This is a genomic window from Terriglobia bacterium, assembly GCA_020072565.1.
GTDB lineage: Bacteria > Acidobacteriota > UBA6911 > UBA6911 > UBA6911 > JAFNAG01.
This window is the reverse complement of record JAIQGI010000058.1, coordinates 1-19,390: the sequence shown is the minus strand read 5'-3', so window position 1 is coordinate 19,390 and position 19,390 is coordinate 1. Positions and strand designations below refer to the sequence as shown.

Annotated in this window: 17 protein-coding genes; 11 read left to right on the top strand and 6 right to left on the bottom strand. The window is 56.0% G+C overall.

Features of this window, described 5'->3' with window-relative positions; all coding sequences use genetic code 11:
• Positions 1 to 59: 59 nt before the first annotated feature.
• The gene (locus tag LAP85_25200) at positions 60 to 398 is read left to right on the top strand and encodes a PadR family transcriptional regulator (protein ID MBZ5499711.1); all 339 of its coding nucleotides are present in this window, start codon (positions 60 to 62) and stop codon (positions 396 to 398) included.
• Positions 399 to 409: 11 nt separating this feature from the next.
• Entirely contained in the window at positions 410 to 3,076 is a 2,667-nt protein-coding gene (locus LAP85_25195; GenBank protein ID MBZ5499710.1) for an ABC transporter permease, read from the top strand.
• A gap of 78 nt (positions 3,077 to 3,154) precedes the next feature.
• On the opposite strand, the gene LAP85_25190 is transcribed toward LAP85_25195, so the two are convergent.
• The 4 genes from LAP85_25190 to LAP85_25175 form a co-directional block, all read right to left on the bottom strand.
• Positions 3,155 to 5,785: an ABC transporter permease gene (locus tag LAP85_25190; protein ID MBZ5499709.1), complete on the bottom strand. Its 2,631-nt coding sequence runs from the start codon at positions 5,783 to 5,785 to the stop codon at positions 3,155 to 3,157.
• Between the two features lie 4 nt (positions 5,786 to 5,789).
• On the bottom strand, positions 5,790 to 6,143 hold the full coding sequence (locus tag LAP85_25185) for a PadR family transcriptional regulator (protein ID MBZ5499708.1): 354 nt from the start codon (positions 6,141 to 6,143) through the stop codon (positions 5,790 to 5,792).
• 217 nt (positions 6,144 to 6,360) lie between these two features.
• The gene (locus LAP85_25180) at positions 6,361 to 7,494 is read right to left on the bottom strand and encodes an ATP-binding protein (protein ID MBZ5499707.1); all 1,134 of its coding nucleotides are present in this window, start codon (positions 7,492 to 7,494) and stop codon (positions 6,361 to 6,363) included.
• Between the two features lie 456 nt (positions 7,495 to 7,950).
• Positions 7,951 to 8,454, bottom strand: a complete 504-nt coding sequence (locus LAP85_25175; GenBank protein ID MBZ5499706.1) for a helix-turn-helix domain-containing protein — start codon at positions 8,452 to 8,454, stop codon at positions 7,951 to 7,953.
• Between the two features lie 233 nt (positions 8,455 to 8,687).
• Here LAP85_25175 and LAP85_25170 point away from each other — a divergent pair, with 233 nt between their 5' ends.
• From LAP85_25170 to LAP85_25140, 7 genes are read left to right on the top strand one after another with little or no spacing between them, the layout of a single operon-like run.
• A complete protein-coding gene (locus LAP85_25170) occupies positions 8,688 to 9,281 on the top strand; it encodes a hypothetical protein (GenBank protein MBZ5499705.1) in 594 nt (197 codons plus the stop codon).
• Positions 9,278 to 10,015: a hypothetical protein gene (locus tag LAP85_25165; protein MBZ5499704.1), complete on the top strand. Its 738-nt coding sequence runs from the start codon at positions 9,278 to 9,280 to the stop codon at positions 10,013 to 10,015. The genes LAP85_25170 and LAP85_25165 overlap by 4 nt, the downstream gene beginning before the upstream one ends.
• A gap of 34 nt (positions 10,016 to 10,049) precedes the next feature.
• The gene (locus LAP85_25160) at positions 10,050 to 11,216 is read left to right on the top strand and encodes a hypothetical protein (protein ID MBZ5499703.1); all 1,167 of its coding nucleotides are present in this window, start codon (positions 10,050 to 10,052) and stop codon (positions 11,214 to 11,216) included.
• 53 nt (positions 11,217 to 11,269) lie between these two features.
• Complete coding sequence (locus LAP85_25155) at positions 11,270 to 11,509, top strand: hypothetical protein (GenBank protein MBZ5499702.1); 240 nt, start codon at positions 11,270 to 11,272, stop codon at positions 11,507 to 11,509.
• Complete coding sequence (locus tag LAP85_25150; GenBank protein ID MBZ5499701.1) at positions 11,506 to 12,012, top strand: DUF1643 domain-containing protein; 507 nt, start codon at positions 11,506 to 11,508, stop codon at positions 12,010 to 12,012. Before LAP85_25155 ends, LAP85_25150 begins: the two co-directional genes overlap by 4 nt.
• Positions 12,013 to 12,028: 16 nt before the next feature.
• On the top strand, positions 12,029 to 12,340 hold the full coding sequence (locus LAP85_25145) for a helix-turn-helix domain-containing protein (protein MBZ5499700.1): 312 nt from the start codon (positions 12,029 to 12,031) through the stop codon (positions 12,338 to 12,340).
• 12 nt (positions 12,341 to 12,352) lie between these two features.
• Complete coding sequence (locus tag LAP85_25140; GenBank protein MBZ5499699.1) at positions 12,353 to 13,558, top strand: site-specific integrase; 1,206 nt, start codon at positions 12,353 to 12,355, stop codon at positions 13,556 to 13,558.
• A 516-nt stretch (positions 13,559 to 14,074) separates the two neighbouring features.
• Here the strand turns inward: LAP85_25140 and LAP85_25135 are convergent.
• A complete protein-coding gene (locus LAP85_25135; protein MBZ5499698.1) occupies positions 14,075 to 15,661 on the bottom strand; it encodes a hypothetical protein in 1,587 nt (528 codons plus the stop codon).
• Positions 15,662 to 15,721: 60 nt separating this feature from the next.
• The gene (locus tag LAP85_25130; GenBank protein MBZ5499697.1) at positions 15,722 to 17,719 is read right to left on the bottom strand and encodes a VCBS repeat-containing protein; all 1,998 of its coding nucleotides are present in this window, start codon (positions 17,717 to 17,719) and stop codon (positions 15,722 to 15,724) included.
• Between the two features lie 438 nt (positions 17,720 to 18,157).
• Here LAP85_25130 and LAP85_25125 point away from each other — a divergent pair, with 438 nt between their 5' ends.
• Together LAP85_25125 and LAP85_25120 are read left to right on the top strand one after the other, a co-directional pair.
• On the top strand, positions 18,158 to 18,493 hold the full coding sequence (locus tag LAP85_25125; protein MBZ5499696.1) for a PadR family transcriptional regulator: 336 nt from the start codon (positions 18,158 to 18,160) through the stop codon (positions 18,491 to 18,493).
• 80 nt (positions 18,494 to 18,573) lie between these two features.
• The gene (locus tag LAP85_25120; GenBank protein MBZ5499695.1) at positions 18,574 to 19,386 is read left to right on the top strand and encodes an ABC transporter permease; all 813 of its coding nucleotides are present in this window, start codon (positions 18,574 to 18,576) and stop codon (positions 19,384 to 19,386) included.
• Positions 19,387 to 19,390 lie beyond the last annotated feature (4 nt).

Genomic DNA, 19,390 nt, shown 5'->3' with positions numbered 1-19,390 from the left:
ATCTCGCTTTTTGTGTCGATCCTGAGGGCAAAAGAAGATAATGGCAGTTGGAGGAAAAAATGGCGCTGCCGAAATCTGAAGTGATGTATGGGACGTTGGATCTGCTCGTGTTAAAGACACTTGAGGCTCTGGGTCCCCTGCACGGGTATGCGATTGCGGGCCGCATTCATCAGGTGTCCTGCGAGTTGCTGCGTTTGAACCAAGGAACGCTTTACCCCGCCCTGCTCCGCCTCGAACACAACGGCTGGATCAGCTCGAAATGGGGTACGACTGAGAACAATCGCAAGGCGCGTTACTACTCGATCACGAGGTCCGGTCGCAAAAGGCTCATCGAAGAGGCCGGCAACTGGGAGCAAATGGCAGAAATCATCAATCGTGTACTGGCGGGATCGTTTTGAGGAGCTGTTTTGTGCTGACTCGTCTCAGATCACTCATGTCACGACTTGGCGCGTCCTTCAGGCAACCGGACCTGGAAGAGCGATTGAAGGATGAACTGCAGCTTCACCTAGAGATGCTCACCGAAGAGAACGTGCATCAGGGCATGTCAAAAGAAGAAGCAATGAGACAAGCCAGGATCTCCCTGGGAGGGCTCGACCAAGCCAGAGAGGAATATCGCGATGCGTATGGTTTCCGCTTGCTTTCGGATCTGTCAAAAGATGTCCATTGCGCCGTTCGTCAGTTTCGCCGGTCTCCAGGATTTGCGGCAGTTGCTATCCTCTCGCTCGCACTGGGGGTCGGTGCGAATGCAGCGATCTTCTCGATCCTCGACAGCCTCTGCCTGCGGCCGCTTTCCGTGCGCGATCCGAGCAGACTCATGCTCATTGAACGCAAGGGGGGGCCTTGGACGAATCCCATCTGGGAGCAGATTCGGGACCGGCCGCAACTCTTCGACGGCGCCGTGGCCTGGTCTAGAGCCGAATTGAACCTGAAGAGTGGAAATCAGCCTGAATTCATCAGCGGCATTTTTGCCAGCGGCCGGTTCTTTGACGTACTCGGTGTCCCGGCGATCCTCGGCCGCACCTTCAACGAAGCGGACGATCAGAGGGGAGGCGGGCGAGACGGACCGGTTGCGGTTCTCAGCTACCGATTCTGGCAGGGGCAATTCGGCGGATCTTCGGATGTTATCGGGCGAACACTTCGACTAGATCGCATTCCTCTCACCATCGTCGGTGTCACGCCACCCGGCTTCTTCGGCCTGGAAGCTGGAGGATCATTTGATGTCATCGTCCCGATCGGGACGGAGCCGCTGATCCGCGGCCAAGACAGCTGGCATGACGGTCGGACCGCATGGTGGCTGAACATCCTGGTTCGACGCAAACCCGATCAGACTGAGGAAGCCGCAACGGTTGCTCTACGTGCCGTGCAGCCCCAAATTCGGGAGATGACGCTGCCAGGCAATCCGGCCGAAAGATATGTGCAGGACTATCTCAAGGAGCCTTTCACGCTGCGATCGGCTGCGAGAGAACCATCATGGTGGCGCAGCAGGTACGAGCGGCCACTCTGCATCCTGATGGCTGTTTCCGGTTTGGTGCTGCTTATCGCGTGTACCAACATCGCGAATCTGCTTCTGGCACGCACTGCGGCGCGCCGGCATGAGTTGAGCGTGCGGCGGGCGCTGGGAGCTTCGCGACTGCGGCTAGCCCGCCAGCTCGTGGTTGAGAGCCTGCTGCTCTCCTGCGGCGGTGCCGTGCTGGGACTCAGCTGCGCAAAATTGTGCGGCCAGTGGCTCGTACAGCAGCTATCCGTCATGGCAGGAGGGCTTTCTCTTTATCTGCCCCTGGATTGGCGTCTGCTTGGATTCTCGGCAGTGGTGACGGGAGTCGCCACTCTGCTGTTCGGCACAATTCCGGCGCTTCGAGCTTCACGCACGCAGCCGAATGAAGTGCTCAAGGAAGAAGGATACTGCCTGTCCAGCAATCGACGCTTCGAATTGGGCAGTGCGTTGGTGGTCGTTCAGATGGCGCTTTCACTCGTGCTTGTCTTTGTCGCTGGCCTATTCATCAGGACATTTCTGGCGCTCGTCACACTTGATCCCGGATTCGATCAGGATCGCGTGCTGATCGTCAACATCGGCTCACAGGGGAGAAGTACCAAGACGGTGGAGGTCGATCGTCTGTCTAGAGCGGTTGCCGGCGTTCCGGGCGTTGCTCAGGTGGCTGCCTCGACCCAAGAGCCAGTAAACGGTATCAACGTTATGACCATCCTCGAGGCGGTGCCTGGAGAACCTGGATTAACGGAAGCCGACCTTCGTGTTAATTTTAATTCCGTCAGCCCAGGCTGGTTCACGACTTACGGGACGTCAATTATCGCGGGGCGTGATTTTGCCGGTTCTGATCGGCTGGATGAGCCGTCCGTTGCGATCGTCAACGAAGCCTTCGCACGGAAATTCTTCAGCGGTATCATTCCGGTGGGACGAACAATTGTTCCATATAAAAAGCCTGTTCAAATCATTGGACTGGTGAAGGATGCAGTATATGCGTCATTGCGCGAGCCAGCACCACCAACGATTTATTTCCCACTGAGGCCCAATCCGCGATTATCAATCAAGATCGGCGTGCGCATGGCAAGTGGATTACCGAGATCACATGTGCGAGACATTGCTGCGGCCATTGACAGGGCCTACCCCGACCTCACGGTCAGCTTTCGACCGCTCGCCGACATCATGGATGCGTCGCTCGCCCAGGAACGCCTGATCGCGATGCTGTCCGGCTTTTTCGGATTTCTCGCTCTGCTCCTTGCAGGGCTCGGGGTATACGGCGTGACCGCCTATGCGGTGATTCGTCGCCGCTTTGAGATCGGGATTCGGATGACTCTAGGTGCCACCCCTGCTCGTGTAGTCGGAATGATGCTTGGGCGCGTTGGCATGCTCATCGGCGCTGGAGTTGCGTTAGGCACCGTGCTTAATCTGTGGTCGGCGCACATTGTCGGATCATTGCTTTTCGGTCTTCGCCCTACCGATCCAATAACACTGGCAGCGGCGGTTGCCGTACTCGTTCTAGTCGGTGCTGTGGCCGGGCTGCTACCGGCTCGACGTGCAGCGCGTATCAATCCAACCCATCTGTTACGGAACGAATGAAGTGCCGATCATTACCAAGTACTTAAGCTCCAAAGGAGCGCCAGCAGCCTGTTTTCAGTCTTCAGAATGCAGCGGTGATCATTCGATTCGCAGGGCGGTCATGGGATCGATTCTCGTCGCTCGCCGGGATGGCAGGTAGCTTGCGGCCAGTGACACGAGCAGCAGAAATGTAGCAACCAGGACGATCGTTAGGGGATCATGGGGCGTGATTTGATAGAGAAGGGAGCGCAGCAGCCGGGTGAGCCAAAGGGATACAATTACGCCGCCGACGATGCCCGCTCCGACAGGCAACAGAATGCTGCGTACAACAAGCCGGTGGACGTCATGCGCGGTCGCTCCGAGGGCCATGCGGACGCCTATCTCCGAAGAACGCTGGGCCACCGAATAGGAAAGCACGCCGTAGATGCCCACTGCGGCGGTCGCCAGCGCCACTCCCGCGAATATGGACATCAGGATGAGGTAGAAGCGCGGGGTTGCGGCAGCCTCGGCATCCATGGTTTCGTACAACTCATCAAAAGTGGCCGCGGTCCGGACCGTGGCGCCAGGATTGAAATCGGCAATCCTGGCGCGTACCTCGGCCAGGACCGGTCTCGGGTCACCGGCAGTCCGAATAATCAGGTTGCTGCCCACCACCCCATTCCCTTGGGAAATGGGTTTGTAAATCTGTACCCCTTTCGGACTGGTGAACGACGGCGTCTTGACCGATGCAACGACGCCGACAACCGTAACCCATGGAGCCCCAGAGCCCGCACGAATGCGCCGGCCCAGAGCGCTTTGTCCGGGCCAATAATGCTCGGCGGTCCGGCGATCGATCACGGCGACCAGAGGTGATGAAGGCCCGTCTTCCGGTCCAAAATCACGACCGGCAACCATAGGAATTCGGAGTGTAGAGAAGTAATCTGCTCCAACGAAGAGCAGATCCCCGCCCCAGGGTTCTGCACCGGCGCCCAGGGCATCTTCAGCGAACAACTTGCGGGTTCCGAATCCCAGACTTGTGGGCGTTCCCGCTGCCAATATAGCCGACTGCACCGCAGGTAGGGTTTTCACAATTGACAGAAGTTGGTCATAAAACGCCTGCCGCTCCGGCCCCTTCGGATAACTTTGAGGAAGAGATACCCTGACGAGGCACAAATTTCGTGTGTCAAAGCAGCTGTCTGTGAGAGTCATGCGCACGAAGCTGTTGGCCATGAGCCCTGCACCGCAGAGGAGAACGAGCGCAAGGCCCACCTGAAGGCTCTGCAAGCCAATGTGAAGCCTCCGGGTGGCACGAGTGACGCCTGCGGTGCGTCCTGTTCCAATCAAGCCTCCGATCACCCCTCCGTGCGCGGTTCTGAACGCCGGAATCAGACCGCTTAACAAGCACGTCAACACTGTCACGGCGACAGTGAACGCAAACACTCTCTTGCTCAGGGCCAATTCGTAGGTGGCAAACAGCCGCCTGAGGTCCGCAGGCAGCAAGGTGGGAATGGCATGGGTCAACCACCAGGTTAGTAGAACGGCAGCCAGAGCGCCGGCCGCGGCAAGAACCATACTCTCGACCAGGAAGTGGCGCACCAGACGGCCGCGACTTGCGCCTATTGCTGACCGAATAGCAACCTCGCGCTGGAGCTTAGCGCTGCGGGAAAGCAACAAGTTGGCAACGTTGGCGCACGCAATCAGTAGAACAAAACCGACGGCCCCCATCATGATAAGAAGCGCGGTCCGGGTGTTCCTGTTGAACCCGAGCCAAGAATTCAGGCGGTCGCTAACCGGCAAGAATTCCGGGGTCATCTTTGCCCGCGGCACGCGACCGCTGTAGTGAATTCGGTCCGAGACGAGTGCCGTTTCCCGTTCGGCTTGCTCGTTGCTGAGGCCGGGACGGAGACGGGCGATAATGGACGGATTGCTTTCAACCTTCTCTGTCCACGGCGCCCAGGCATTCGGCTTTGAACCGGGGGGAAATTGAAAATTGCTCGGCATAACTCCCACAATCGTGTAGACACGACCATCGAGCCTGATTGTCTTGCCAAGAATGGCAGGATCGCTATCGAACTCCCGCAGCCAATACGAGTGGCTGAGCAATGCAACCTGATCTCTGCCCGGTAGCCCTTCTTCCGGGAGAAAGCCGCGGCCGAGCCTCGGCTGGACACCTAACAGGTCCAGCATGCCGGCCGAGATATACACCATGGCAACCGGCTCCTCCACTCCCGTTGATGGGGGCAGAGAAAAAGGCTCGACGCCGCCAAAGATCTGTTTCTGCGCGCGCCAGTCCTCCATTTCCTGCAGTGACGCGCCGCCGAGATAAGTCACCTGCTCTGCTGAGCCGCGCGCCGCGACCCACGCGATCGTGACCAGCCTGCTTGGGTCCCGGTACGGCAAGGGGCGGAACATGGCGGCATCCAAGGCGCTGAAAACGGTCGTGTTGGCGCCGATGCCAAGCGCCAGCGTTATGATGGCGGTCGCCGCGAAGCCGCGATTGCGGCGCAAGGAGCGGAAGGTATAGCGTAGATCCTGCCATAGCGATTCGAGGAAGCCGATCGTATTCATGTGATAGATCTCCTCACGGACGGAAGCCACGTTGCCGAACTTCTTGTGTGCGGCATAGCGTGCCTCTTCCGGAGACATGCCCCGGGCGATGTTTTCGTCTGTCTCGATTTCGATGTACGACTGAATCTCGCGTGAGCGCTCTTTATCCCAAAATCCGCGCCTGAAAAATCGTGTCCAACCCATGGCGTTACTCCATGGCCGGCCGGATAATGCGATTGATGGCCTGAACCAGTTGATCCCAGCGGCTCACCTGTTCCGACAGTTGTTTGCGACCTGCAGTCGTCAGCCGGTAATACCTGGCCTTGCGATTATTTTCCGAGGTGCCCCAAAAGGAGGCGATCCACTCCCGAACTTCGAGGCGATGCAGCGCCGGGTATAGAGATCCGTGTTCGACCTGGAGGACGTTTCCCGACCGATGCTCGATGGCATGGGCAATGGTATGGCCGTGAGCGGGACCCATCACGAGCGTTTGCAGTACCAGCAGGTCCAGAGTGCCTTGCAGTATTTCCCCCTGTATTGGGGAGGTTCCCTTCTTTGGCATAGTGAAAATAGCATACTCCAAAAGATTATCTACCTGAAGAGAAAAGTGAGAGAATTTGATCTTTTAAGGCCCATTGATTGCCTGTTTTCGAAAAGTAGTGCGGTTCGGAAGAATATCTTAACGTACACAGGAGCACTTTCCTCCATGTCTTGCTCCCTCCTAGTCGCCAACTGCGAGCGACCGCTTGGCTACGGGATATGAGGAGCGCGCTAATTCGCTAATAGAGTTCCACAATGGGCACGGCCTTGAATCCGTTGGCGACGGAATAACTGTTCGGCGCGCGGCAGACAATGGACGCCTCCGCAATCCGTGCCTTGCCCACAGCATCACGCATGAAGGCAAGGTTGATAGTATCGGATTGAGCCGGCAACTCGGTCCATTTTGCTTCGAAAAGCTCCAGGCGACCGCCGGCATCCACGACGAAGTCTACCTCGCGCGTGCGATCGCGCCAGTAGAACAAGCTGCCGGCACGTCCGGCGCGGCGTTCTCGGTGCCGTAACTGGGCAAAGACAAACGTCTCCCATACCGCGCCGGCCCAGGGTGACTGGGCCAGGGCTTCCTCCGAGCGGATGTTCAGCAAGGCACAGAGCAGGCCAGTATCCGCCAAGTAGAGCTTTGGGCGCTTTACAAGCGACTTGGTGTGGCTTGAAAACCACGGCTCCAGCAATACTACCTGTCCAGATGCCTCAAGCGAGGACAACCAAAGATTGGCGGTGGAGGGCGCAATCCCCACGTCGCGCGCCAGGTCGGCCTTGTTCAGCAGATTGGCTGAGCGCAAGGCACAGGCGCGCAAAAAGCGTTCGAAGTCGCGCAGACTCGTGACGTTTGCGAGCGAGCGCACATCGCGCTCCAGATACGTTGCCAGATAGGAATTGTAGAAGGCCACGGAATCGATTTCCGGGTTGGCGTGCAATTCCGGGAAGCCGCCGCGCACAGCAATTGCGGCTTCCTGCCTGAATCCTGGCGTAGCCGCAAGGATTTCCGCCAGAGATAATGTCTCCAGTTCGATAACGTCCACGCGCCCGGCGAGTGATTCCGACGCGCCCTTCATAAGCGTGAACTTCTGCGAGCTGGTGAGAAGGTACTGCGCGTGGCGGTTCCGTTTCTGCGCCACCGCCACCTTGAGATGGTGGAATAGAGCGGGGGCGTGCTGCGCCTCGTCTATGATGGCGGGCGCTGGGTGCCGTTGAAGGAAAGCCTCCGGCTCTTTCTCGGCTTGCTCGGCTTCCGTCGGCAGATCGAGGGAAGTGAAGCCGTAATTCGGGAACAGCCGCCGAAGGGTCGAGGTCTTTCCAGTCTGGCGGGCGCCGGTGAGAACCAGGACCGGCCGTGTTCGCGCCGAGCGGCGCACGTGCTCTTCTGCGTACCTCAGGAACCACACAATCAAATTATGCGATCACATCGAATAATTGACAAGAGATCCTGGAAATGTCCGAGTTCAAGCGAGGCTTGCGGCAGACATAACTGCTGCCATGAAAATAAATAGAGCTGTTTCCATTGTCATTCCACCCAATTTCCAGGCCACTGCCCCATAATACTCCAGGATTTCCGGTAGGCAGTACCTTCTATTTTGCGTTCTTGGTATATGTAAGTTTCAAATTATGAACCAGAAAGGAATCGAAAGGATTTTGATAGGATGGATCGCCTACCTCCAGTTAATGGATGCAAGAAGCACTGCTTTCATGAATTGCCGCCGCGCCTCTATATATGCTGCTTTTGTGGCACTCTCATACGTCTTCCAGAGGAAGAGCGACCCGATAAGCGCAGGACCGGCAGGACCGATAGTCCTCGCACGACGAGCGCCGCGTCAGGTTAAGCGCCGCCCCCGCCGTTTCCGCACTCTGGTTCCTGGGTAGTAGGGGCCATGGCCTACCGGCTCATCACTGGCAGGTGGCAGGGAATGTAGTTTGTACAGAGCCTCGATATTGGCGGCGATGGCGTAGCCGAGTCGACCGTCCAGAATCTCTTCCAACCTGGCATGCAGGCTGTGACGCTTGCTGTTTTTGGAGCAAACGCATTCTGCATCGCGAACGGTCTTGGTGTGTTCGGTTGATGGAAAGAAACTGCGGTAGAGTTCTGCAGATTCCGGCTGGTTGGTCATCGCGAAGACTACGAGCGGGTCGCCCTGAATCACGGGATCATTGGCGAAGGCCTGGGCGATGCGAAGACAGTCGCCGAACCCAGGTTTTTTGCCACGCTTCCAACCGCTGATAGCCGAGGATGAAAGCTTCAGTTTTTCCGCGAGGGCTTCCTGGGCGCCCCACCCGCCTGTCTGAACTTTCTCATCTAGGAATTCTCCTAATGTCTTCATATGCCGCAATTTAACCTAAGTTCGGACGGATGAAAAGATTTCTTTAGCATTCCGGCGATTTTTTTGAGAATGTTCTTGACATATAAATTTAAATATTTATTATGTGCGCCATCAACAAGTAATGAATGGCCGTCGCGTGGCGATGCGTGGCACTTTTATGGGAGGTGTGTCTATTATTGATTGACAATGCATTGTCTTTTGATATAGAATGTGCCCAGATCAGGAGGTTTCAGGTGCTTAACTTCAATCCGGAAAAACACGAGTACTCGCTGCCAACCGGGGAGGTGCTCATCAGCGTGACTCAGGTGATCGAGCGGTCTGGGCTGGTGGACACTTCGCACTTCACCGAGTTTCACCGTTTGCGAGGGCAGGCCGTTCACATGGCCTGCGAGTATGACGACCAGGGGTGTCTGGATGAGTCGAGCGTCGATCCGCGCATCCTGCCGTACGTGGAAGCCTACAGGCGCTTCAAGGCGGAAGTCGAGTTTGCCTGGGAAGGCGTCGAGGACAGGCGCTGGCATCGGGTGTTCCGGTATGCGGGAACAATAGACCGATGGGGTCTGATGCATCTCGACGGCGAACTGGTCCCGGTGGTGCTCGATCTGAAAAGCGGGGTACCGGAGGCATGTTGGGGCATACAGCTGGCGGCTTACTCGCACCTGTTGGATCAGCCCGAGTGCTATCGCAGGGCAGTTCTGCGGTTGAAGAAAGAGGGCAAGTACGACCTTCGGGAGTTGCCGCACAGCGAGGCGGCGGAAGACTGGAGCACGTTCGTGAGCTTAATGAACGTGTTGCGATGGAAGGCTAAACACGGGAGGGCAGCATGAACAACATCGTTCAGTTTCCTGCGCCCGGAACAGAGGGCGTGCAGGAAACGGTCAAGAAGGAAGACGTGAAGGAGTTGGTGAAACGGGAAGCGACGGATTGGTCAGGACGCGCGACCGCCCTTGTGATCGTGGATCACGAGAGCTACCAGAGGGCCGTTGAACTCGGGCAGGCGGGAGTAACGATCGAGGACCGGATCAAAAAGACCTTTGGCCCGCTGAAAGCCGATGCCTATGCGCTGCACAAGAAGCTGTGCGACATGGAAAAGAGCTTCCTGGAGCCGGTCCAACGTGGCCTCGATTATTTGCGCAAGGCGGCCCGCACCTGGAAAGACGAGCAGGATCGGATCGCAGCCGAGCGTCAGCGCCAGGCCGAGGAGGCTGCCAGGAAGGCAGCCGACGAAGCCAAGCTCCTGCTGGCCATCCAGGCAGAGAAGGCCGGAGCTTCGGTGGAAGAGGTCGAGGCGACGCTCAACATGGAACTGAACGTTCCGGCGCCGGTGCTTCCGGCAGCGCCAAAGGTCGAGGGCGTCACATCTTCCGGCCGTTGGAAGGCAGAGGTGACCGACCTGCGCTTTCTTTGCCGCGCCGTGGCAGACGGTCAAGTCATGGCCGAACTGGTCCAGCCGAACATGACCCTCCTGAACAAACTGGCCACGCAATCGAAATCCGCCTTCAACATCCCCGGAGTGAGGGCCGTCAGGGAAACCAGCATCGGATTCAAAAAGGCTCAGTAATCCCGCTTGCAATCGTTTATCAGCGAGGAGAAGGATGGCAACCAATCTCTCAGCAAGACCCGCCAAAAACAGGATGTATGGGCTGACCCACGAGCTTGACGGCACGCCCATCATCCGCGAGCCCCGAGTCATCAAAGTCGGCATCGGAGTCCCGAAGGGGCGAAGCGTTCTTGTCTGGATCGACGCGAAGGGCAACTGGTGCGTCCAGCATGAGAAGGACAAGATCGCACGATTTGCCACCAAGGAAGAGGCCAGGGCGTTCTACAAGACTGCCAGAGACAAAGCTCCCGAGCGCCGGTATCCGCAAAAGCTCCCATACTTCATTTTTACCAGGATCAGCCCCCAAGGTATGTTCGAGCCCGACTTTGACGCTATCGAAGCACACGGGCCGACGCCCACGGAGATCGACATTGTCTTCTTCCGGGAAGAACCGTTCGAGTACGCCTACGAAATGTGGACGGCAGCCGAACGCAAGTGCTTCGGCGACGGCATGAACGCTATGCGTGTTTTATCGGCGGCCCGGACTGAAGAAGAGAAGCGGCTGGCCGAGGAGGCGAAGAGGGCCGGCGAGCGTTACTTCCCTGTCATCAACCAGTGCCGGGTGATGGGCTGTCCGTATGCGCAAGCCAACGACGACAACCCGCCGCCATGCAAGCCGCATGGCCGCCTGTTGTTTCAATTGCTTTCCAGGGTAAGCTTCGGAGGCAGTGCGTATTTCGATACGACCGGATTCAGGTCGGTCTCCCAGCTTCACTCGAATATTGAGATGTTCCGAGGGCTGACGGACGGACACATTGCCGGAATCCCTCTCAAGATGATCGTCCGACCGTACCGAACGTCGCACAACGGCAAGCCGGCGACTCAGTATGGCGTTCACCTTGAGTTCCCAGACAAGGATGCCGCTACACTTCGCAAGAACCTCTTGGAGCACGTTCGAAACTTCCGCGGAGAGCTGCCGGTCAGACCGGCGCCGAAGGAGCTGCCTCCTGCCATGGACGTGATCGATCCGCAGGCGGACAACATCGAGCTGCCGCCCGTGATTGCGGCTGCGATGGAGGCCGAGTTTGGCGCCGGCTACCCCGCAACTGAAGATGACGATTTTGAATCGCATGATGTGCCGCAGCAGGCTCCATTGATGATGCCCCGTCGCAACGGTGATGCGCCGAAATCAGGCCCTGCCGATCATGCCGGTTCGCACTGACGAGCTTTGGGCAAGTCTCCGGTTGTTCCGGGACTTGCCCAAAAGGAACGCACATGGACGAAGAGTTGAAGCGGTACATAGCTGAAAACCCCGAGCGATGGGACAAGTACTTTGCGGAAGCCCGGAATGCCGCCGTGCTTGCCATGAACGGCGGCGGTGGTGCAAACCTGTTCAGCGCGTCCTCGCTTGCCGAGTACATCTTCGAACTCACCTGCGAAATGATGGAGCAGCACCGGCGCAAGATCTCGACGCCGGGGGAGGTCATCCCGTTTCCAAGGAAGAGTGGCAAATGAAACCGTCAACCCTGTTCTGCCGCTCGAGGGCGAATTTCAGCAAGGACCGGATCTATCGATACACGCTCACACGCCATTGGGGCGAGGCCGGCCGAGCCGTGAATTTCGTGATGCTGAATCCGAGCACCGCAAATGAGTACGCAAACGGTCCGACCGTCGAGCGCTGCCAGAGGCGGGTGGCCGCCTGGGGCTTCGATCGCCTAATCGTCACAAATCTCTTCGCTCTGAGAGCAACCGATCCGCGCGCCCTCAGATCTGTCGTTGACCCTGTTGGACCGCAAAATGACGAGTTCCTGGTCAGGTGCGCGTTTGATGCGGATCTGATCATCTGTGCCTGGGGCAATCATGGCGCCCAGGCCGGCAGATCGGATTTTGTAACCACAATGCTGCGGCACCTGGGCAAGCCGCTGCACGTTTTGAGGCTGGCCAAAAGCGGCGAGCCCTGTCATCCGTTGTACCTGCCCTACAGCGCAGGGCCTTGTGAGTGGATAAAACAACTTTGAGATGGGAGCAAGTAGCATGCCGACGAACGTATTAGATCAGGACCGATTGTTAAAACTTCCGCTGGAAACCGTCCCGGCGCTCATAGCTCAAATGGCAGCGGCACAGTCAACGCTGGCTGCTCGGCTCCTGGGCGCAGAAAAGACACAAGAATTCAACGACGAGCTGCTGGATGCGGAAGGTGCTGCAGAGAAACTTGGAGTATCCAAGGATTGGCTGTACACTCGCACCAACACGTTGCCGTTTGTTGTGCGGCTGGGCCGCAAGGTCAAATTTTCGCTGCGCGGGATCGAGAAGTACATCAAAGATTCGATTGCCAACGAGAGCTAGGGAGCAGGGCTTATGTGGGGCGATGGGTTCGTCTACCGGGAAAAGAAGAGCCCGCACTACTGGTGTTCTTACAACCTGCACGGCAAGCGCATCAGAGAGTCAACGGGAGAAATCGAAGAAAAGAAGGCGCAGAAATATCTCCGCAACCGACTGAAGCAGGTGTTCGCTGATGAGATCGGCGCCCGGAAGTTCGTTGGCCCGTCATCAGAGAAAGTCACGGTCAACGAACTACTCGACGACCTCGAAGCCAACTATCGAATCCGACACAAGTATCGCCCGCAAGTCGCCTCGCATTTCAAGGTGATCCGCGAGAGCCTCGGGACGCTGAGGGCAAAAAGCCTGACCGATACGGCTATCGACAAATGGATTGCAGCCCTCCAAAAGACCTGTAGCAGACTGCGCCGGCTGTCCCCAGAAGAACGAGAGCTTCACAAGTGCGGGGAACAGTGCAAGCCATACGAGCCCGCCACCATCAATCGCTACACGCAGATTCTAGGACAGGCGCTCTCATTTGGGGTCAAGAAAATCGGCGAGGCGCCGAGAATCACCTGTCTTGACGAGCAAAACGCCCGACAGGGATTCTTCGAGTACGGCGAGTTCCTGGAGGTCCACAAGTACTTGCCCGAAGATCTGCGTGATTACGTCCACTTCGACTTCCTGTGCGGCTGGCGAAAAGGCGAGGTCAGCAATCTCCGCTGGGACATGATCGACACAGATGGCCGGCTGCTCAAGCTCCCCGGGCGCTTTTCAAAGAACGGCAAGCCGAGGAAGATCCCGCTTCAAGGTGAACTCTGGGAGATCATTAAGCGCCGAGCAGAGAAACGTAAGATCAAGATGCCTTCCGGTGAGGTCTTCATCTGTCCGTATGTTTTCTTCAGGAAGCACGGACGGGGGATTCCAGGCTCATGGCGAAAGATTGGAGAGTTTCGCAAGAGTTGGAAGGGCGCTTGTGAGCAAGCAAAGGTTTCCGACAAGATCTTTCACGATTTTCGACGCACTGCTGCACGGAACCTCGTTCGCGCCGGAATCAGCGAGAAAGTCGCCATGTTGATCACCGGGCACAGGTCAAGATCGATCTTCGAACGCTACAACATCACGAGCGACGAAGACCTGATCGATGCCGTGGAGAAAGTAGGTCGCCACGTGGCGAAGCTCGCTGCCCGCGAGGCGGAACGTCGCAAGGAAGCAGCGAAGTTTGAGGACAAGAAGGATGCGTAGCGTAATCGGGTTGTCTGACAAATTTCTGACAATTCCGATGAAAACGCGACCGATTTCAGGCACATTATAAGCTGATGAAACCTGATGTTTATTGGGTCGCGATGGGGTAGACTGGACTGGAAAAGGTAGGAATCTGGTTCGGGACCGTAAGGTCGCTGGTTCGAATCCAGTCGCCCCGACCACCTTTCCTAAAATCCGTTCCTTTAGAATCAAATGCTTACGGGCATGGGCGGCCAAAAAGCTGCCTCCGTGTGTAGTGGCGTGTGTAGTAACGCAAAACGTACTGCGTGGTGCCGCCGTGGTGCGCTCCTAGCGCGGTGACCAGATCACTGGTCCGGGATGCCGACTATTCGGCCAGGTGGCCGTGGGCCTCAGCTCCGGCTGCTGGATGCAGAGACGGAGGTCGAAATAGAAGTGGTGGAAAACGTAGACACTACCCTATTTCGCAGCAATGCACTCTCAGTAGTCTGGATGCAGGAACTGCAGTTGTCCCCGTTTTCCACATTGCACTTTCCCTCATTTTAGCACTGCAAGCGGCTTCCCATCATGGCCGTGAAAGCTGATTGTCCCGACCGAGCCTGCTCCAGGACTGATCCAAATGAACTGAGTTTTGAAGCCGCCTCCAGCAGCAATTTGAGGGAAAAGGAGCTGCGAGACTCCTCGCTGATACGGCTGGGCTATCGGGAAAGTAGTCAAGAGGAAATCGTGGCGTTGATTATAGAGCGAACGCACGGTAAGCGCTGCAAACGGAGCTGATGAATTTACGTCCAGCACGCCCGTGAATCCTTCGGGCAGGTTCTGGATGAGTTGATCAGCGAATTTCGCCATGTGTCCTTCGCCGACCAAGCGGATGGTGCCACTGCTGGTCGCGACTCGAGTGGAGCCATCGCTCTGAAACGCCTCGACTGTGACGGTTGCGCTCTCCGTCACAAGGTTAACAAGAGCCAAGCCAGTATCGTGCCCACCTGAAAGATCAACGTGGATGCGAGCATGCGTGACAGCTCCGCTCGCCGGCACGCCCGATTCAGTCACTAGAACCCCGGCTGGATTATAACCGAACACTCCAATGCCGACGGGCGCCGTGGTGCCGGCATCAGGTACAAGTTTCACCCATCCGCTTTTAACGGTCGCGGCCGATCCATCCGTTTGATACCGCAACAGGCCATAGGGAGACAGTTCATACCTTAGGGACGCCTGGTTCTCCCCTCCGGCTTCTTTGGTTGGCAGGGGCAGGCCGTTGTCGTCCAGGATCTCAATAGTGCCATGCTGGGTTTCATTGGACGTACTGAACAACATGATTGTCGAAGTATAACCTCCACCATCGACAAACTGCGGGAAGTAAATTGGGACACTCTCGGGAGCCAGGGTGCGATCGGCAATGGGAGTGGTCGTGTAGAGAATATCTCCCCTCTGATTAATGGTCTGCCGCAGTGCCAGGATTGAAAGTGGTTGATCGCTGGAGATCTCCAGAGTAGCAAACTGTGTCGTAGTAGCAAAATCCGATGGAAGATTGAAATCGGGAGCTAAGTCGTGGATCTGATCTATAAAGAGAGCAAAATGAGCTTTGCCAGCGGTTTTTCCATGCCCCATGGCGAGGACATTCCCGGCGCTATCGCGTAAAGTGTAAGTCACATCGGCTACGCTCGAGGTGCAATTGACCACCGCAAGGCCCGTGTTTATGTCGATGATACCCGAATCGAGGCGACCCGGCAATGCAGGGACGCCAACGCGATATTCGATAAAAACAAGTGCGTCGGTAGTAGGGGGCGATTGCGGGACCGCAGCTTCACTAACCACCACATCATCACGACTTGTGCGGAGCACCGCGATCCCAACGGCCGGGCTATCCGAGTTCAGAGCTGCTGTGGCATAGCCAACTCGAGGCAAGTCGGCATCACTGATGGTTGAAATAGCGGCAATACCGCCAGGAGGCACGGTCAGAGAAGCAGAAGCCCCGGCTGCGCGAAGCTCCTCATTCATCAATATCAAAACGGAACGCCCCGATTCGCCGACCAGCCATAAATCGGGTGCGCCGTCGCGGTCTATGTCGCCGGCTTTGTTGAGAATGTAATAACCTCTATCTCCGTTCTCTCCAAAATCCAAAGGAGCCTGGAATGAGCCATCTCCATTCCCATACAGAAAAGATACCAGAGCGTGTTTACTTTAGAACACAATGTCGGCTTTGCCGTCGCAATTAATATCTTCGGCAAGGAGGTTCGACCTGCCCATGGCAGTTTCATAGCTGCCTCTGGAAACGAACCTTCCGTCGCCTATTGACTGCATGATCGCCAAGGCACCCGGACCAAAGAAGCTGTCGGGGGCTGGAGGATACGTAAAAGCCAGGTCGTCCTTGCCGTCCTCGTTAAAATCCGCTACCCTGACCGCCTGACCCTGCACGGACTGGACCTTCACCGGTGGTTTCAACGATCCATCCCCATTCCCCAACATAACTGTTATTCCGTAGTGTGAGGCTTCGACCAAATCCAAATGGCCGTCACCGTCAAAATCCCCCTTAGAGAGTGATCCCGTAAAAACTCTCCCGACCATGGTACTTCCGACGGGTTGCGATGGAAAATGGAGGGCGTCCTGGAAAGTTCCATCTCCATTCCCCAGCCAGACACTTACCGTTCTATTTGAAAAATCGGAAACCGCAATATCCAGCAGTCCATCGCCATTCAGGTCGCAAAGTACCGGCCGACTGAGATAAAAAGAGCTGAGACCAAAATCATAGGAAAAACTTTCGTTCAAGGTACCGTTTCCATTGGCGTGAAACACAATGACCTTTCTCTGGGATGTACCTACGACATCCATCACGCCATCCTGATCGACATCTCCTACTGCGAGGCCTTCGACCTGGTACCCAAACGTTGGAACGCGAATATGGCCAGTTGCCGTTTGAAATGTTCCATCACCATCTCCGAGAATGACGGCAAGGTCTCCTTTCATTGAAGCCGTGATGACAAAGTCGGGCACTCCATCATGGTTAAAATCCGCCAATTCCAACGAATTGATAGGAGCTGCACCTCCATAGCTACTTGGTACGTGGAAGGTCCCATCGCCGTTGCCAAAGAGCACCGACGCAATGCCGCCACCTGTTGCAGGTGAGGCAAGGTCCCAATTTCCATCGCCATCGAAATCTGCCGCTGCAGTAACAATGCCATGACCGCCACCGTCATTTTGTCCGAGCTCATAAATTCCAACATAGGTGAATGTACCGTTAACACTTCCTAGATACACAGATACGCAGGAACCGCCCGAAGCGGCAATATCGATGTTGCCATCATGATTGAAATCTGCGAAAACGCACCAGTCGCTGGCCTGATAGGCCTTGGGGGCCTGGAAGGTACCGTCTCCTTTCGCCATCAATATCACGAGCGTTCCGCCAAACAAAGCGAGGTCGTCTCTACCATCCTGATTGAAATCAGCGGCTGCAATGCTCGTTGCGTTCAAACTGGTGATGGATGTGGAAATGACATTTTGGAAGGTGCCGTCGCCATTTCCCAAAAGTACAAAATAGTAATTGTAGTTGGAAACAGCTGCCAAGTCACACTTGTGATCCCCATTAAAATCACCAGCTGCTAAAGAGGCAACCTCATATGGAAAAACAACAGTTGTGTCAGGTTGAAACGAACCATCCCCATTCCCAAGGAGCACTCTTACCTGTGTAGAATTGCCACCACAGATGACCAGATCGCTGTTGCCGTCTTGATTGAGGTCGGCGACAAGCCTATACAGGCCGCCGTCGAATGCAAGTGGATTCTGGAACGTTCCATCGCCGTTTCCAAGCAACATCTGATGGCCTCCCACGAGATCCAGTTTCGCGTCATTATTGAAATCAGCTGCGGATAAAGTCCAGGATGAGGTGGCTGAATTGACCTTCATCGGAGATTCAAATGTCCTATCGCGTCTGCCCAACATTATTGTCAATCCGCCGTATTCGTTACCCGAGAGGTCAGCAATTGCCAGGTCAGCCAGTTTGTCCCCATTAAAATCTGCTGCCACGATGTGGGCATTCGCTGCGGCATCGATCGCAACATGGAGTGTGAAATCGGGAACAGTTTGGGCCAAACACTGGGCCCGAAAGCATCCGATGCAATAAAGGAAAATGGCCAAATAGCGCTGCCTTAGATAACCATTGGGATGAAACTCGGCTTGTTCCATGAAAATCTCCGAACGTGCAGGGATCATGTGAATAGTGATTCCGGATGGCATACCACGATTGACGACGTTTGCGCCTTATTCGACGGGGAATGATGGATGCACTTTCTCTTTACTCTTCGGCCGGGACCCTGGTGCGGTTGAGGGAATTCTGGGAACAGTCCCGCATGTGCCGGGACGGCAAGGGACAGGCCAATCTCGAGGTAGCTGGCAGTGGATTTGCAGTCTGCTAACGGAGCCGGACCTTACATGCAGGCGGACAGAAACCGTGGTGCATCCGAGGAAGGATAGTCCAAATAAGATGAAGGAGTTCGGGTTTCGTTCCTTCCCGGTTCCCCTTGCGATGCCTTCTCCGGAGTTTCTGATAACGAACGCCTTTTATCTTTGACATTCTAGGAGAGCGGCAATAAAATTCTCTCCTAGATTATCAAGGAGAATGCGATGGCCGAACAGCACGACCCGGATCTTTTGCAGGGAACTCTCGATATGCTCATTCTTAAAACCGTTGCTTTGGAACCGATCCATGGCTACGGCATTTCCCTGCGCATTCAGCAGGTTACAAAAGACGTTTTGCGAGTTCGCCAGGGCTCACTCTATCCCGCTTTGTATCGCCTCGAGCGGAAAGGCTGGATCGAATATGAATGGGGCGCTTCGGAAAACAGCCGGCGAGCAAAGTATTATCGTTTGACCAAAGAAGGGCGCAGGCGGCTTGCAAATGAAACGGAGAGCTGGGAACGGCTGTCTGCGGCAGTAAATTGTGTACTCGAAACTCCATAACGGGGACAATGCCGATGATCCGCCTACCGGGAATCTCTGTGCTTCATGCACTCTGGCGCAGAAATCTTCTAGAGAGGGAAATGCATGAAGAGCTGCGCTTTCATCTCGCCTGTCAAATCAAAGACAACATCAAAGCCGGTATGAATCCACTTGAAGCCCGCAGAGCAGCCTTGCGTGATTTTGGCGGCGTTGATCAGACAAAGGAAGAGTGTCGCGAATCTCGCGGCTTCCGCCTCTTTGATGAATCGCGGCAGGATTTGCGTTATGCGCTGCGCCAGTTGATTCACAATCCTGGATTCACAATTCTAGCAGTGCTGGTGCTGGCGTTTGGGATTGGCGCCAATACCGCTGTCGTCAGCATCATCGACCAGCTCGTTTTTCGTCCCTTGACTGTCCTCCAGCCGAAGCAGCTGGCGATCATTCCTTCTTCATCCTGCCTGGACTATATCGACCTCAAGAATGACAATCAGGTCTTTTCCGGAGGAGCAGCCGTTGACGTGTTTGGATTCGATTTATGGGATTCAGATCTATCGGAAAATCTGTCGGGGAAGGCGATCTCGGCGAACTTCTTTGATGTGCTGGGGCTCAAAATGGCTGCGGGCCGTGCATTCGTACCTGAGGAGGATCAGTTGCACGGAAATCATTCGGCCACGATAATCAGCTATCGCCTCTGGCAGCGCATGTTTGGAGCCAATCCGGCGGCTGTTGGGCAAACGATGAGGCTCAACGGCGAACTGCTCACCATCGTAGGAGTCGCTCCTAGGAGTCCGTCCGAGAATTGTCTGATTTCTATTGATCGGCGGGCTCGAGAAATTTACCTTATGTTCCATGGCAAAAACATATCGTTCCTACTGTCCGGAGCAGCTCCTGCTGCTGCCGCCGAGCCTGCGTGATTGG